This is a genomic window from Pseudomonas sp. TE3910 (assembly GCF_056279025.1).
In genome coordinates, this window is the sequence record NZ_JBWBQN010000001.1 from 2,907,055 (window position 1) to 2,922,141 (window position 15,087).

Annotated in this window: 13 protein-coding genes; 11 read left to right on the plus strand and 2 right to left on the minus strand. The window is 60.0% G+C overall.

Features of this window, described 5'->3' with window-relative positions:
* Window positions 1-63 precede the first annotated feature (63 nt).
* The 11 genes from ACZ9H3_RS13365 to ACZ9H3_RS13415 all read left to right on the plus strand — a co-directional run bounded on the left by ACZ9H3_RS13365 (window position 64) and on the right by ACZ9H3_RS13415 (window position 14,146).
* Window positions 64-2,841 (plus strand): LPS-assembly protein LptD, encoded by a 2,778-nt coding sequence (locus ACZ9H3_RS13365; protein WP_476221072.1) that lies wholly within the window; start codon window positions 64-66, stop codon window positions 2,839-2,841.
* Complete coding sequence (gene surA / locus ACZ9H3_RS13370; RefSeq protein ID WP_065759030.1) at window positions 2,822-4,138, plus strand: peptidylprolyl isomerase SurA; 1,317 nt, start codon at window positions 2,822-2,824, stop codon at window positions 4,136-4,138. Before ACZ9H3_RS13365 ends, surA begins: the two co-directional genes overlap by 20 nt.
* On the plus strand, window positions 4,135-5,124 hold the full coding sequence (gene pdxA / locus ACZ9H3_RS13375; protein ID WP_065759031.1) for a 4-hydroxythreonine-4-phosphate dehydrogenase PdxA: 990 nt from the start codon (window positions 4,135-4,137) through the stop codon (window positions 5,122-5,124). The genes surA and pdxA overlap by 4 nt, the downstream gene beginning before the upstream one ends.
* A complete protein-coding gene (gene rsmA / locus ACZ9H3_RS13380; protein WP_330522819.1) occupies window positions 5,121-5,927 on the plus strand; it encodes a 16S rRNA (adenine(1518)-N(6)/adenine(1519)-N(6))-dimethyltransferase RsmA in 807 nt (268 codons plus the stop codon). The genes pdxA and rsmA overlap by 4 nt, the downstream gene beginning before the upstream one ends.
* Before the next feature lie 101 nt (window positions 5,928-6,028).
* Window positions 6,029-6,409, plus strand: coding sequence for a Co2+/Mg2+ efflux protein ApaG (gene apaG, locus ACZ9H3_RS13385; RefSeq protein WP_099775990.1), 381 nt, complete (start codon window positions 6,029-6,031; stop codon window positions 6,407-6,409).
* Window positions 6,409-7,284 (plus strand): symmetrical bis(5'-nucleosyl)-tetraphosphatase, encoded by an 876-nt coding sequence (locus ACZ9H3_RS13390; RefSeq protein ID WP_099775992.1) that lies wholly within the window; start codon window positions 6,409-6,411, stop codon window positions 7,282-7,284. Before apaG ends, ACZ9H3_RS13390 begins: the two co-directional genes overlap by 1 nt.
* A gap of 10 nt (window positions 7,285-7,294) precedes the next feature.
* A complete protein-coding gene (gene glpE, locus ACZ9H3_RS13395) occupies window positions 7,295-7,624 on the plus strand; it encodes a thiosulfate sulfurtransferase GlpE (protein ID WP_454240255.1) in 330 nt (109 codons plus the stop codon).
* 282 nt (window positions 7,625-7,906) lie between these two features.
* The gene (locus ACZ9H3_RS13400; RefSeq protein WP_065759036.1) at window positions 7,907-9,829 is read left to right on the plus strand and encodes a PrkA family serine protein kinase; all 1,923 of its coding nucleotides are present in this window, start codon (window positions 7,907-7,909) and stop codon (window positions 9,827-9,829) included.
* 196 nt (window positions 9,830-10,025) lie between these two features.
* Window positions 10,026-11,297 (plus strand): YeaH/YhbH family protein, encoded by a 1,272-nt coding sequence (locus tag ACZ9H3_RS13405; protein WP_065759037.1) that lies wholly within the window; start codon window positions 10,026-10,028, stop codon window positions 11,295-11,297.
* The gene (locus ACZ9H3_RS13410; RefSeq protein ID WP_065759038.1) at window positions 11,294-12,856 is read left to right on the plus strand and encodes a SpoVR family protein; all 1,563 of its coding nucleotides are present in this window, start codon (window positions 11,294-11,296) and stop codon (window positions 12,854-12,856) included. Before ACZ9H3_RS13405 ends, ACZ9H3_RS13410 begins: the two co-directional genes overlap by 4 nt.
* Window positions 12,857-12,916: 60 nt before the next feature.
* Window positions 12,917-14,146: a multifunctional CCA addition/repair protein gene (locus ACZ9H3_RS13415; RefSeq protein WP_102052165.1), complete on the plus strand. Its 1,230-nt coding sequence runs from the start codon at window positions 12,917-12,919 to the stop codon at window positions 14,144-14,146.
* Here the strand turns inward: ACZ9H3_RS13415 and folK are convergent.
* Complete coding sequence (gene folK, locus ACZ9H3_RS13420; RefSeq protein WP_476221076.1) at window positions 14,143-14,700, minus strand: 2-amino-4-hydroxy-6-hydroxymethyldihydropteridine diphosphokinase; 558 nt, start codon at window positions 14,698-14,700, stop codon at window positions 14,143-14,145. The two genes, ACZ9H3_RS13415 and folK, sit on opposite strands and share 4 nt — an antisense overlap.
* Window positions 14,691-15,044 (minus strand): dihydroneopterin aldolase, encoded by a 354-nt coding sequence (gene folB / locus ACZ9H3_RS13425; protein ID WP_065759041.1) that lies wholly within the window; start codon window positions 15,042-15,044, stop codon window positions 14,691-14,693. Before folB ends, folK begins: the two co-directional genes overlap by 10 nt.
* Window positions 15,045-15,087 lie beyond the last annotated feature (43 nt).

Below are 15,087 nucleotides of genomic sequence, written 5' to 3' on the forward strand. Positions count from 1 at the left end.
CCATCGAGAGGCGTGCGGCCCCACACGCGGGCAGATGGCACGCAGGAAGCCCGGACTAATAAGATGGCATTGAAATCCCCCGCGTTTCGTAAAAAATTCCCGTTGCTGGTTACCGGCGGCTTGCTGGCCATGCAACCTCTGGCGACGTCGTATGTGGTCGCCGCAGAACAGTTCGACTGTCAAGTGTCTGCTGCCGGCGGTTGGGACTGCAAGCCCAAGACCACTACTGCCAACCTGCCTCCACGTCCTGTGCACCCAGGCGCCGCCGTCAGCTCGACCGACGAAAGCTCGGCACCCGCTGCCGAAGCGGCTGAAGAGCCGGGCAAAGGCCCGATGCTCGTCACTGAAAGCAAAGGCCGTGTACTGAAATCGCGTAGCGCCGATTACAGCCATCTTGACTGGGTACCCCGTGACAAGCTGACCCCTGCACAACTGGCCGAGACCGGCCCGTATTGTGGTGGCGCCTATGTCGAGCCAACCCGCCCCGGCATGAACGACAGCACCCCGAAAGACGAAGCACCGACCTTCATTGGTGCCAAGGTTTCGCGCTATCAGCAGGAGCAGCAGATCGCTCAGCTCGCCGGTGACGTAGTGATGCGCCAGGGCAGCATGCAGGTCGAGGCCGATGAAGCCAACCTGTACCAGGCTGAAAACCGTGGTGAACTCAAAGGCAACGTGAAGATTCGCGACAACGGCTCGCTGGTGGTTGGCGATCACGCCGATATTCAGCTCGACACTGGCGAAGCCAAGGTCGACAACGCCGAATACGTGATGCACAAGTCACACATCCGCGGTAACGCCCTGTATGCCAAGCGCGCCGAAAACGCCATCATCCGGCTGAAAGACGGTACCTACACCACCTGTGAGCCGAACAGCAACGCCTGGCAGCTCAAGGGCAACAACATCACCCTGAACCCGGCCACCGGTTTCGGCACTGCGACCAACGTCACCCTGCGGGTCAAGGATTTCCCGGTGTTCTATACACCGTACATCTACTTCCCGATCGACGACCGTCGCCAATCCGGCTTCCTGCCACCGTCGTTCAGCACCAGCAGCGACAGCGGCTTCACGCTGGTCACCCCGTACTACTTCAACCTGGCGCCGAACTACGATGCCACGTTGTACCCGCGCTACATGGCCAAGCGCGGCCTGTTGATGGAAGGCGAGTTCCGCTACCTGACCGAGTCCAGCGAAGGCCAATTCGGCGGCGCCTGGTTGAACGACAAGGAAGACGAACGCAAGCTGCAGTCCGACTACAAGGACCAGCGCTGGATGATCAACTGGCAGCACAAGGGCGGCCTTGACTCGCGCCTGATGACTGAAGTCGACTACACCGACATCAGCGATCCGTATTACTTCCAGGATCTGGAAACCGACCAGATTGGCGTTGAAAGCCGCGACTACGTGAACCAGCAGGGTGCGCTCACCTACCGTGCCGAGGATTACACGGCGCGGTTGAACGTGCAGGCCTACGAGCTGGCGACGATCACCCGGATCACACCATACGACCGGTTGCCGCAAATCACCTTCAACGGGAAGCTGCCGTACCATCCAGGCGGGTTGGACCTTTCCTACAAGACCGAGTTCGCACGCTTTGAGCGCGATCTGCGCACCGGCGACTTTGTCGATGAAAACGGGGTCGCCAGCCCTTGGTATGACACTCGCGTTTCGGGCCTGGCACGTGCCAATGGTGACCGAATCAACCTGGCACCACGAATCAGCCTGCCGCTGGAAACCGGTTATGGCTTCCTGAAACCATCACTGACCTACGTCTACACCGACTACAACCTGGACCTGGATCAGCGCGGGAAAGACACACTGGCCGATGGCGAGACCTTCAAAAGCTCGCAGAACCGTGACGTCCCTGTCTTCAGCGTGGACAGCGGCCTGTACTTCGACCGCAACACCCAATGGTTCGGCAAGAACTACCGCCAGACCCTGGAACCGCGACTGTTCTACCTGTATGTGCCTTACAAAGACCAGACTGATATCCCAGTCTTTGACACCAGCGAAAGCACCTTCAGCTATTCCTCACTCTTCCGTGAGAACCGCTTCAGTGGCTCCGACCGCATCGGCGACGAGAACAAACTGTCGCTTGGCGTGACCAACCGCTGGATTGAAGAGAACGGTTTCGAACGGCAACGCTTCAGCATTGGCCAGGCCCTGTACTTCAAGGACCGCAAAGTCCAGTTGCCGCGTATTGACTGGCGTGATCGCGAAGATGCCCAAGCGAATGTCTCGCCCTACGCGCTGGAATACCAGTACCGCTTCAACCGCGACTGGCGCCTGAACTCCGACTTCAACTGGGATCCGGACAGCCGCAGCACCCGTTCGGGCAGTGCGATGTTCCACTACCAGCCTGAAGACAACGTCAACAAAGTGGTCAACCTCGGCTATCGCTACCGTAACGATGCCGTCCGCTATGACCAGACCACTGGTAAATGGCAGGTGGGTGGTGGCGACTATGGCAAGCCGGGTGACGCGAACTACGTCAAGGACTACTACAAGATCCAGCAGCATGACTTCTCTGTCATCTGGCCGGTCGTTCCGCAGTGGAATGCCATCGCTCGCTGGCAGCATGACTACAACCGCAACCGTACGCTGGAAGCCTTCGGTGGTTTCGAGTACGACAACTGCTGCTGGAAACTGCGTCTGATCAACCGCTACTGGATCGACTACGACGAGTTCAGCCAGGACGCACCAAGCAACGAAAAAGGCGACCACGGCATCTTCCTGCAGATCGTACTCAAAGGTCTCGGTGGCGTAGTGGGCAACAAGGTCGAGACGTTCCTCGACGAAGGCATTCAAGGTTATCGTACACGTGAAGACCAAGCTTATTGATTGTCTGCGCCCGCTGATGCTGGGCGCTGTATTGCTGAGTTCCGCAGTGCATGCCGCGGTACAGGAACTGGACCGCGTGGTGGCCATCGTCGATAACGATGTGGTCATGCAAAGCCAACTGGACCAACGTGTGCACGAGGTGCAGCAAACCATCGCCAAGCGCGGTTCTGGCGTTCCGCCAGCCAGCGCCCTGGAGCCACAGGTACTGGAACGCCTGATCGTCGAGAACCTGCAATTGCAGATCGGCGACCGTTCCGGCATCCGCATCACCGATGAAGAGCTGAACCAGGCCATTGGCACCATTGCCCAGCGCAATGGCATGAGCATCGATCAGTTCCGCGCAGCCCTGGCCCGCGACGGCCTCTCCTATGAGGACGCCCGCGAGCAGGTTCGCCGCGAGATGATCATCAGCCGTGTGCGTCAACGCCGTGTAGCCGAGCGCATTCAAGTGTCGGAGCAGGAAGTGAAGAACTTCCTCGCCTCGGACTTGGGCAAGATGCAACTCTCTGAAGAGTTCCGCCTGGCGAACATCCTGATCCCGACCCCGGAAAGCGCCAACTCGGCTGCAATCCAGGCTGCGGCCAAGCAAGCCGGTGAGGTGTACCAGCAGCTCAAGCAGGGTGCCGACTTCGGCCAACTGGCTATCGCTCGTTCCGCCAGCGAAACGGCACTGGAAGGTGGTGAGATGGGCTGGCGCAAAGCTGCTCAACTGCCACCACCGTTCGACCGCCTGCTGAGTTCCCTGTCGGTCGGTGATGTTACAGAGCCAGTGCGTACGCCAGGGGGCTTCATCATCCTCAAGCTGCTGGACAAGCGTGGTGGCCAAACCCAGGTTCGTGACGAAGTCCATGTTCGTCACATCCTGATCAAGCCAAGCGAGATCCGCAGCGAAGCCGCAACCAAGCAGTTGGTGGAAAAGCTCTACGACCGGATCAAGGCCGGGGAAGACTTCGCTGAACTGGCCAAGAGCTTCTCGGAAGACCCAGGCTCGGCACTCAATGGTGGCGACCTGAACTGGATCGACCCGAACGCGCTGGTGCCGGAGTTCCGCGAAGTCATGGCAAGCAGCCAGCAAGGTGTAGTGTCCAAGCCCTTCAAGACCCAATACGGCTGGCACGTACTTGAAGTGCTGGGTCGCCGCGCCACCGACAGCACGACTCAAGCCCGCGAACAACAAGCGTTGACCGTACTGCGCAACCGCAAGTACGACGAGGAGCTGCAGACCTGGCTGCGTCAGATTCGTGACGAAGCCTACGTTGAAATCAAGCTCCCCGGCGCGGCCCAGGCCGCCCAGTGAAACGCCAACGTTTCGCCCTGACACCCGGCGAGCCGGCCGGCATAGGTCCAGACCTGTGCCTGCTGCTCGCTGCACACGCCCAGCCTTACCCTCTGATCGCCATTACCAACCGTGACCTGCTCGCCGAGCGGGCCGCGCAGTTGGGCGTGGCCGTCACACTGCTGCCCGTGTCTGCCGATGCCTTCCCGGATACACCTGCCGACGCAGGCAGCCTGTATGTCTGGGATACACCGCTGCAAACCGCTGTGGTGCCTGGGCAACTGGATAAAGCCAACGCCGCCTTCGTGCTGGAAACCCTCACCCGTGCAGGCCAAGGCTGCCTGGATGGCCATTTCGCGGGCATGATCACCGCGCCGGTGCACAAAGGCGTGATCAACGAGAGCGGTATCGCCTTCTCCGGCCACACCGAGTTTCTTGCTGACCTCACCCACACCCAGCAGGTGGTAATGATGCTGGCGACACGCGGCCTGCGTGTTGCACTGGTGACCACTCACCTGCCCTTGCGCGACGTGGCCGACGCCATCACCGAGGAGCGGCTGGAGCGCGTCACGCGCATCCTGCATGCCGACCTGGTGAACAAGTTTGGCATCGCCAACCCGCGCATCCTGGTCTGCGGCCTCAACCCGCATGCCGGTGAAGGCGGCCATCTGGGCCGCGAAGAAATCGACATTATCGAACCGACATTGGCGCGCCTGCGCAGCGAAGGCATGGACCTGCGCGGCCCACTGCCCGCCGATACCCTGTTTACCCCCAAATATCTGGAGCACTGCGATGCAGTGCTGGCGATGTACCACGACCAAGGCCTGCCCGTACTCAAGTACAAAGGGTTTGGCGCTGCAGTGAACGTGACCCTGGGCCTGCCGATCATCCGCACTTCGGTTGATCATGGCACCGCCCTGGACCTTGCCGGAACCGGCAAGATCGACACCGGCAGCCTGCAGGTCGCCCTGGAAACCGCCTATCAGATGGCCGAGACCCGTTTATGAGTGAGCAATACCAACACCGGGCGCGCAAGCGCTTCGGCCAGAACTTCCTGCATGACGCAGGCGTTATCGACCGTATCCTGCGTGCCATTCACGCTCGCCCAGGCGAGCGCATGCTGGAAATCGGCCCAGGCCAGGGTGCACTGACCGCAGGCCTGCTGGGCAGTGGCGCAGAGCTGGACGTGGTGGAACTGGACAAGGACCTGATCCCGATCCTCAACCACCAGTTCGCCGGCCGTGACAACTTCCGCCTGCACCAGGGCGACGCCCTGAAGTTCGACTTCACCAGCCTGGGGGCAGCCCCACACAGCCTGCGTGTCGTCGGCAACCTGCCGTACAACATCTCCACCCCGCTGATTTTCCACCTGCTGGATAACGCCGGGCTGATCCGTGACATGCACTTCATGCTGCAGAAAGAAGTGGTCGAGCGCCTGGCCGCAGGGCCTGGTGGCGGCGACTGGGGACGTCTGTCGATCATGGTTCAGTACCATTGCAAGGTCGAGCACCTGTTCAACGTCGGGCCTGGCGCCTTCAACCCGCCTCCCAAGGTTGATTCAGCCATCGTCCGCCTGGTGCCTCACGAAACCCTGCCGCACCCAGCCAAAGACCACCGGCTGCTTGAGCGCATTGTTCGTGAAGCCTTCAACCAGCGCCGCAAGACCTTGCGCAACACCCTCAAGGCGCTGCTCAGCAGCGAGGCGATCGAGGCGGCCAATGTCGATGGCAGCCTGCGTCCGGAGCAACTCGATCTCGCCGCCTTTGTCCGCCTGGCCGACAAACTGGCCGAGCAGAACGGCGCCGAATAAGCCTCCCGCCGGTCAACCGTGCATTCACGGCTGGCCGGCCGCCCCGCCTTTGGCCTAGACTGAAGCAATTGCAGCATTCGCGTTTGCTTAAGGCCCTTTGCATGTCTGATCCTCGCTACCAGATCGACGTCAGCGTCGTCACCCGATTCCTTCCCGAGCAGTCCCAACCCGACAACGACCGTTATGCCTTTGCCTACACCATCACGGTGCAGAACAACGGCCAGTTGCCCGCCAAGCTGATGTCCCGCCATTGGCTGATCACCAACGGCGATGGCGAAGTCGAAGAAGTACGCGGTGCCGGCGTGGTTGGCCAGCAACCGCTGATCGAGCCCGGAGCCAGCCATACCTACAGCAGCGGCGCGGTCATCAGCACGCGTGTTGGCACCATGCAAGGCACCTACCAGATGTTTGCCGAAGACGGCAAACGCTTCGATGCGATCATCGCGCCATTCCGGCTTGCAGTGCCTGGGGCCCTACACTGATGGCGGTTTATGCCGTCGGCGACCTGCAAGGCTGCCTGCAACCCCTCAAATGCCTGCTGAAGCGCGTGGCGTTCAACCCTGCCGTCGATACGCTGTGGCTGGTCGGCGACCTGGTCAACCGTGGCCCGGAATCGCTGGAAACCCTGCGCTTCCTCTACGGCATGCGTGACTCACTGGTGTGCGTACTGGGCAACCATGACCTGCACCTGCTGGCGGCCGGGCACAATATCGAGCGCCTGAAAAAGAGTGACACCCTGCGCGAGATCATCGAAGCGCCAGACGCCAAAGACCTGCTCGACTGGCTACGCCAGCAAAAGCTGCTGCACTACGACGAGCAACGCGAAATCGCCCTGGTGCATGCTGGCATCCCGCCGCAGTGGAGCCTGAACAAGGCTCGGCGCCTGGCCGCGGAAGTCGAGGAAGTGCTGCGCGATGACACCCGTCTGAAGCCCTATCTGGACGGCATGTACGGCAATGAACCGAACAAGTGGGACAAGAGCCTCCACGGGGTGACGCGCTTGCGGGTTATCACCAACTACTTCACCCGCATGCGCTTCTGCACCAGCGACGGCAAGCTCGACCTCAAGGGCAAGGAGGGAGTCGATACCGCCCCGCCTGGCTATGCGCCCTGGTTCAGTCACAAGGAGCGACGCACCCACGGCCTGAAGATCATCTTCGGTCATTGGGCTGCGCTTGAAGGCCGGTGTGACGTACCCGGCCTGTACGCACTGGACACCGGCTGTGTCTGGGGCGGGTCCATGACCCTGATGAACGTCGACACAGGCGAGCGCTTCGAGTGCGAATGCAGCAGCGAAGGCAGCCTGCGCCCACAACCCTCAATGCCTGCAGCCTCTCAGATGGCTGATCACTCCTGAAGGAACCCCCATGAGCGAATTCAAACGCATCCCTCCCGAGCAAGCCCAAGCGCTGCGTGAGCAAGGTGCGGTCGTGGTCGACATTCGCGATCCACAGACCTACGCCGCCAGCCACATCACAGGTGCTCAGCACCTGGATAACCAGTCGGTTGCCGACTTCATCCGCAATGCCGACCTCGATGCCCCGCTGGTGGTGGTCTGCTACCACGGTAATTCCAGCCAAAGCGCAGCGGCCTATCTGGTCAGCCAGGGCTTTTCCGACGTCTACAGCCTTGATGGCGGTTTCGAACTGTGGCGTAGCGTCTACCCCGAGCAAACCGCTCAAGGCGACGCCGAATAATTTTTTTCACGGTCCTCCAGCCCACGTCCCCTGTGGGCTGGCGCCAGATCTGACGAACGGTCGTGGCGAACTTATCACGCAACCACCCTTGACCTCCCCGATTCCGAACTATTCTTAGGCTCAGGCCATCCAAAAAGGGGAGAGCCGGTACACCGGCGTGCGGGTCATCGGTAGCGATTTTACAGGTGTTCTGGGGGGTATGAAGCAATCGGGCATCCGGTTGTTTGCCAGCATCAGCTGACTGATCCGGCGTCGGCTCCACGTATCGAGCGAGGTGACGTCATGAGTATTTTTAGCCACTTCCAACAACGTTTCGAGTCCACCCGTCAGGAAGAACTTTCGCTGCAAGAGTATCTAGAGCTCTGCAAGAAAGATCGCAGTGCCTATGCTTCGGCGGCCGAACGCCTGCTGATGGCTATTGGCGAACCAGAGCTGATCGACACTTCGCACAACTCGAGGCTGTCGCGGATTTTCTCCAACAAGGTCATACGGCGCTACCCGGCCTTTGAAGACTTCCACGGCATGGAAGAATGCATCGACCAGATCGTCTCCTACTTCCGCCACGCCGCTCAGGGCCTGGAAGAGAAGAAGCAGATTCTCTACCTGCTCGGCCCGGTCGGCGGCGGTAAATCGTCACTGGCAGAAAAGCTGAAGCAGTTGATGGAGAAAGTGCCCTTCTACGCCATCAAGGGCTCACCCGTTTTCGAGTCCCCGCTGGGGCTGTTCAATGCCGCGGAAGACGGCAGCATCCTTGAGGAAGAGTACGGCATTCCACGGCGCTACCTGAATACCATCATGTCGCCATGGGCCACCAAACGCCTGTCCGAGTTCGGCGGCGACATCAGCAAGTTCAAGGTGGTCAAACTCTACCCCTCGATCCTCAACCAGATCGCGGTAGCCAAGACCGAGCCAGGCGATGAGAACAACCAGGACATCTCTGCACTGGTCGGTAAAGTCGATATCCGCAAGCTGGAGGAGTACCCACAGAACGACGCTGACGCCTACAGCTACTCGGGGGCATTGTGCCGGGCCAACCAGGGCCTGATGGAATTCGTCGAGATGTTCAAGGCGCCGATCAAGGTCCTGCACCCGTTGCTGACCGCAACCCAGGAAGGTAACTACAACAGTACCGAAGGCCTGGGCGCGATCCCCTACTCCGGGATCCTGTTGGCCCACTCCAACGAATCGGAATGGCACAGCTTCCGCAACAACAAGAACAACGAGGCGTTCATCGACCGGATCTACATCGTCAAGGTGCCGTACTGCCTGCGCGTCAGCGATGAGATCAAGATCTACGACAAACTCCTATTCAACAGCTCCCTGGCCAAGGCCCATTGCGCGCCCGACACCCTGAAGATGCTTGCCCAGTTCACCGTATTGTCGCGCCTCAAGGAGCCAGAGAACTCCAACATCTACTCGAAGATGCGCGTCTATGACGGCGAAAACCTCAAGGACACCGATCCAAAGGCCAAGTCGATCCAGGAATACCGCGACGCGGCCGGGGTCGATGAAGGCATGAACGGCCTTTCAACCCGTTTTGCCTTCAAGATCTTGTCCAAGGTCTTCAACTTCGACCCGCACGAAATCGCCGCCAACCCGGTACACCTGCTGTATGTGCTGGAGCAGCAGATCGAACAGGAACAGTTCCCGGCTGAGGTGCGCGAGCGTTACCTGCGCTACCTGAAAGAGTACCTGGCGCCCCGCTACATCGAGTTCATCGGCAAGGAAATCCAGACCGCTTACCTGGAGTCCTACAGCGAGTACGGTCAAAACATCTTCGACCGCTACGTGCTCTACGCCGACTTCTGGATTCAGGACCAGGAGTACCGCGATCCGGAAACCGGCGAGATCCTCAACCGCATTGCCCTCAACGAGGAGCTGGAGAAGATCGAAAAACCGGCCGGTATCAGCAATCCGAAGGATTTCCGCAACGAGATCGTGAACTTCGTGCTGCGCGCCCGGGCCAACAACAACGGCAAGAACCCGACCTGGCTCAGCTACGAGAAGCTGCGTGTGGTCATCGAGAAGAAAATGTTCTCCAACACCGAGGACCTGCTGCCTGTCATCAGCTTCAACGCCAAAGCCAGCAAAGAGGATCAACAAAAGCACAACGACTTCGTCACACGGATGGTGGAACGCGGTTACACCGACAAGCAAGTCCGGCTGCTCTCCGAGTGGTACCTGCGGGTCAGAAAGTCACAATAACCCGCAACCGGAGCACCGGTTGTCGTTAGCCCAGAGCCTGTGTCAGCAATATCTGCTACACAGGCTTGAGGGAAGTTGTCGGAAAGCTGGCGGCGTGGTTCAGCCACACTCAGTGCGCACCCGAGCAGTCCGTTTCGGATGTTCTGGCCGATTGACCCGCCAAAGGTTTTCCAAGACGGCTTCATAAGGAGCAGTCATGAGCTATGTGATCGACCGACGTCTGAACGGCAAGAACAAGAGCACGGTTAACCGCCAGCGCTTCTTGCGGCGCTACCGCGACCACATCAAGAAAGCCGTCGAGGAGGCCGTAAGCCGCCGCTCCATTACCGATATGGAGCACGGCGAGCAGATCAGTATTCCCGGGCGCGATATTGACGAGCCGGTGCTGCACCATGGCCGCGGCGGCAAGCAGACCGTCGTCCACCCCGGCAACAAGGAGTTTACCGCTGGCGAACATATCGCCCGCCCTCAAGGCGGCGGTGGCGGCAGTGGACGCGGCAAGGCCGGTAACTCCGGCGAAGGCATGGACGAGTTCGTCTTTCAGATCACCCAGGAAGAGTTTCTCGAATTCATGTTCGAGGACCTCGAATTGCCCAACCTGGTCAAGCGTCACCTGGCCGGTACCGACACCTTCAAAACCGTACGCGCCGGTATCAGCAACGAAGGCAACCCGTCACGCATCAACATCATTCGCACATTGCGTTCTGCCCATGCACGGCGTATTGCCCTGTCTGGCAGCAGCCGCGCCAAACTGCGCGAGGCTCAGGAAGAACTTGCCCGACTGAAACAGGAAGAACCTGACAATTTCGGCGACATTCAAGCCATAGAAGCGGAAATAGAGCGGTTGAGTGCGCGCATTCATCGCGTCCCCTTCCTTGATACCTTCGACCTCAAGTACAACTTGCTGGTCAAACAGCCCAACCCAAGCTCAAAAGCCGTGATGTTCTGCCTGATGGACGTTTCCGGGTCCATGACCCAGGCGACCAAGGACATCGCCAAACGCTTTTTCATCCTCCTGTACCTGTTCCTCAAGCGTAACTACGACAAGATCGAAGTCGTGTTCATCCGCCACCACACCAGTGCCCGCGAAGTGGACGAGGAAGAGTTTTTCTATTCGCGGGAGACCGGCGGCACCATCGTTTCCAGCGCCCTGAAAATGATGCAGGAGATCATGGCCGAACGTTACCCGGCCAACGAGTGGAACATCTACGCCGCCCAGGCCTCGGACGGCGACAACTGGAATGATGACTCGCCGATCTGCCGCGAGATCCTCAGCAAGCAGATCATGCCCTTCGTGCAGTACTACACGTACGTCGAGATCACCCCACGCGAGCACCAGGCCCTGTGGTTCGAGTATGAGCGCATCGGCGAGTCCTTCCCCGACACATTCGCCCAGCAACAACTGGTATCGGCCGGTGATATTTATCCGGTCTTCCGTGAACTCTTCCAGCGCAGGTTAGTGACATGACCGCCAGAGAACAGAAGCGCCAACCCATTTCCACGGGGTCCGAATGGACGTTCGAACTCATCCAGGCCTATGACCGTGAGATCGGCCGCCTGGCAGAGCGCTATGCCCTGGACACTTACCCCAACCAGATCGAGGTGATCACCGCCGAGCAGATGATGGACGCCTATGCCTCGGTCGGCATGCCGCTGGGCTACCACCACTGGTCGTATGGCAAACACTTTCTCAGCACCGAGAAGTCCTACAGCCGCGGCCAGATGGGCCTGGCGTACGAGATCGTCATCAACTCCGACCCGTGCATCGCCTACTTGATGGAAGAAAACACCATCTGCATGCAGGCGCTGGTGGTGGCCCATGCCTGCTATGGCCACAACAGCTTTTTCAAGGGCAACTACCTGTTCCGCACCTGGACTGACGCCAGCTCGATCATCGACTACCTGGTGTTCGCCAAGCAGTACATCACCCAGTGCGAAGAGCGGCATGGCATTGATGCCGTGGAGGACCTGCTCGATTCCTGCCATGCCCTGATGAACTACGGTGTAGACCGTTACAAACGCCCCTACCCGATCTCTGCCGAAGAAGAACGGCGCCGGCAAAAGGACCGTGAAGAACACCTGCAGAAACAGATCAACGACCTGTGGCGCACCATACCCAAGAACAGTGACAAGAACAGTGACAGAGACAACGCACGCTTCCCGGCCGAGCCACAGGAGAACATCCTGTATTTCATCGAGAAGCATGCACCGCTGCTTGAGCCCTGGCAGCGTGAAGTGGTGCGCATCGTGCGCAAGATCGCCCAGTACTTCTACCCACAACGGCAAACCCAGGTGATGAACGAAGGCTGGGCTACCTTCTGGCACTACACCCTGATGAACGACCTGTACGACGAAGGGCTGGTGACCGACGGCTTCATGATGGAGTTCCTCCAGTCGCACACCAGCGTGGTGTTCCAGCCAGGTTTCGACAGCCCCTACTACAGCGGCATCAACCCTTATGCCCTGGGCTTTGCCATGTACCGCGATATTCGCCGCATGTGCGAAAACCCCACGGAAGAAGACCGTCGCTGGTTCCCCGACATCGCAGGTGGCGACTGGCTCTCGACCATCAAGTTCGCCATGAGCAGCTTCAAGGACGAGAGCTTCATCCTGCAGTACCTGTCGCCCAAGGTCATCCGCGACCTCAAGCTGTTCAGCATCCTCGACGATGACCAACGCGACGACCTGCTGGTGCCCGCGATCCACGACGAAGCCGGCTACCGGACCATTCGTGAGACCCTGGCCGCCCAATACAACCTGGGCAACCGCGAGCCCAACGTGCAGATCTGGAGCATTGACCGGCGGGGCGACCGCTCGCTGACCCTGCGCCATCAGCAGCACGACCGAAAACCCCTGGGGGACTCCACCGAAGAAGTACTCAAGCACCTGCACCGTCTCTGGGGCTTCGATATCCACCTGGAAACCCTGCAGGGCGACCAGATCGTCAAGACCCACCATGTGCCGCCCAAAGGCGAACACTCGGACGGCGATTACGGTCGCCTCGACTTGGCCGTCGTACACCTGTAGCGAAGCCAGCCTCCGTTGCTGCCGGACAGGGTATCCTGTGGCATCAACGGAGGTTTTTTAATGCACATCTACAAGGTCGGCGGCGCGGTACGTGACCGCCTGCTCAACAGGCCCGTAACAGATATCGACTGGGTGGTAGTGGGCGCGACAGTCGAGCAGATGCAAGCCTTGGGCTATCGCCCGGTCGGTGCCGACTTTCCGGTTTTCCTGCATCCACGCAGCGGCGAGGAATATGCGCTGGCACGCACGGAGCGCAAGAGCGGGCGTGGCTATGGCGGGTTCACCTTTCACGCAAGCCCCGAGGTCACCCTCGAAGAAGACCTCATCCGCCGCGACCTGACCATCAATGCCATCGCCGAAGACGAACACGGCCAGGTGTTTGACCCCTACAACGGCATCCGCGATCTCGAAGCACGCATCTTACGCCATGTTTCCCCGGCGTTCGCCGAAGATCCCCTGCGCGTATTACGTGTAGCCCGCTTCGCCGCGCGGTATGCCTACCTGGGCTTCACGGTGGCTCCGGAAACCCTTGAACTGATGCGCCAACTCAGCGCCTCCGGGGAACTCCAGGCCCTTACGGCAGAACGCAGCTGGAAGGAAATCTCCCGCGCACTGATGGAAGACCAACCACAGGTCTTCATTGAGGTGCTACGGGCGTGTGGCGCGCTGAAGGAGTTGCTGCCCGAGGTCGATGCGTTGTTCGGTGTACCGCAGCCGGCTGCACACCATCCGGAAATCGACACCGGCCTGCATACCCTCGCCGTGCTGGAACAGGCGGCCGTGCATCAACAGCCCCTCAGCGTGCGCTGGGCTTGCCTGCTGCACGACCTGGGCAAAGGCCTGACCCCTGAAGCGCAATGGCCACAGCACATTGCCCACGAGCATCGCGGGCGGCCCTTGATCAAAGCGGTCAACCAGCGTTTCAAGGTACCGCGAGACTGCCAGGAACTGGCAATACTGGTCGGCGAGTACCACACCCACAGCCACCGGGCCCTGGAGCTCAAGGCGTCGACCCTGCTGGAGCTGTTGCAGAGCTTCGATGTGTATCGCCGCCCAGAGCGTTTTGAGGCGTTCATCGCGGCCTGCGAAATGGACGCCCGTGGGCGCCTTGGGCTGGAACAGCGGGCCTACCCACAAGCGGACTACCTGCGTGGGGCGGCTGCGGCAGCACGCGCGGTCGCAGTCCAGCCATTGGTGCAGCAAGGCCTGACGGGACAAGCCTTGGGCGATGCGCTTAAATCAGAGCGACTGAAGGCGCTGAAGGCCTACAAGGACGCGGCCGCACACTAGCATGCCTGATCACCCTTGGCGGCGCTTGCATCGCCGCCAAGGGTGTCCTGACGCGTCAGTTGCTGACCGCGCCACTCAAACGGCACAGGCGCCAACACCTGTTCGATATGCGAATCGACCCATAACTGAGCCATGGTCTTACCGACTTCCACATGAACCAGTTCAGGGGCAATCAGCGACAATGGCCAGAGCACGAAGGCATTTTTCAGAATTTCGGCACGCGGCAGCACCAAACCATCGAAATTACCGACCAGATCGCCGTACAGCAGTACATCGATATCCAGCGGCAGGCCTTTGCGCTCAGGCGCATAACGACCGTTTTCAGCCTCAATGAACTTCAAGCGACGATCCAGCTCCGTCAGCGGCAGATCGGTCTTCGCCACCACCACCAGATTGAAGAACGGGCCACTCTTGATGCCCACCGCCTGGCTCTCGAACACCGCTGAACAGTGCATGTCCACAAGGAACGATGCCAGCGCATCAAGCCCTGCGGTCAAATGCCGTTCTCGCTCGGTATTGCTACCAAGCCCAAGGTAAACCGTGGTCAGAGACATCCGCGCTCAATCTCCACACCCACCCCGCTGGCTTCCGGGACGGCGCCGGGCTTGGTCAGCTTGAGGTGCAGCCAGGGAATCTGAAATTCGTCCATCAGCACCTTGGCCAAGCGCTCGGCAAAGGTTTCCACCAGTTGGAACTGCGCCTGCTCGGCAAAGGCCTGGATGCGCGCCGACACGCTGGCGTAATCGAGGGCCAGCGTCAGGTCATCACCTGCGGCTGCCGGGCGATTGTCCCAGGCGAATCGCAGGTCCAGCCGCAAGCACTGGCGAATACCGCGCTCCCAATCGTAAGCACCGATGACGGTATCGACTTCCAGCCCTTCGATGAACACTCTGTCCAAGCACTTTTCTCCGCTGCACGACAAGGGCGCCTTGCGCCGTTAG

Coding starts and splice junctions, on each gene's coding strand:
- ACZ9H3_RS13365 (WP_476221072.1), top strand. CDS start 64: ATGGCATTGAAATCCCCCGCGTTTCGTAAAAAATTCCCGTTGCTGGTT.
- rsmA (WP_330522819.1), top strand. CDS start 5,121: ATGAGTGAGCAATACCAACACCGGGCGCGCAAGCGCTTCGGCCAGAAC.
- apaG (WP_099775990.1), top strand. CDS start 6,029: ATGTCTGATCCTCGCTACCAGATCGACGTCAGCGTCGTCACCCGATTC.
- ACZ9H3_RS13390 (WP_099775992.1), top strand. CDS start 6,409: ATGGCGGTTTATGCCGTCGGCGACCTGCAAGGCTGCCTGCAACCCCTC.
- glpE (WP_454240255.1), top strand. CDS start 7,295: ATGAGCGAATTCAAACGCATCCCTCCCGAGCAAGCCCAAGCGCTGCGT.
- ACZ9H3_RS13400 (WP_065759036.1), top strand. CDS start 7,907: ATGAGTATTTTTAGCCACTTCCAACAACGTTTCGAGTCCACCCGTCAG.
- ACZ9H3_RS13405 (WP_065759037.1), top strand. CDS start 10,026: ATGAGCTATGTGATCGACCGACGTCTGAACGGCAAGAACAAGAGCACG.
- ACZ9H3_RS13410 (WP_065759038.1), top strand. CDS start 11,294: ATGACCGCCAGAGAACAGAAGCGCCAACCCATTTCCACGGGGTCCGAA.
- ACZ9H3_RS13415 (WP_102052165.1), top strand. CDS start 12,917: ATGCACATCTACAAGGTCGGCGGCGCGGTACGTGACCGCCTGCTCAAC.
- folK (WP_476221076.1), bottom strand. CDS start 14,700: ATGTCTCTGACCACGGTTTACCTTGGGCTTGGTAGCAATACCGAGCGA.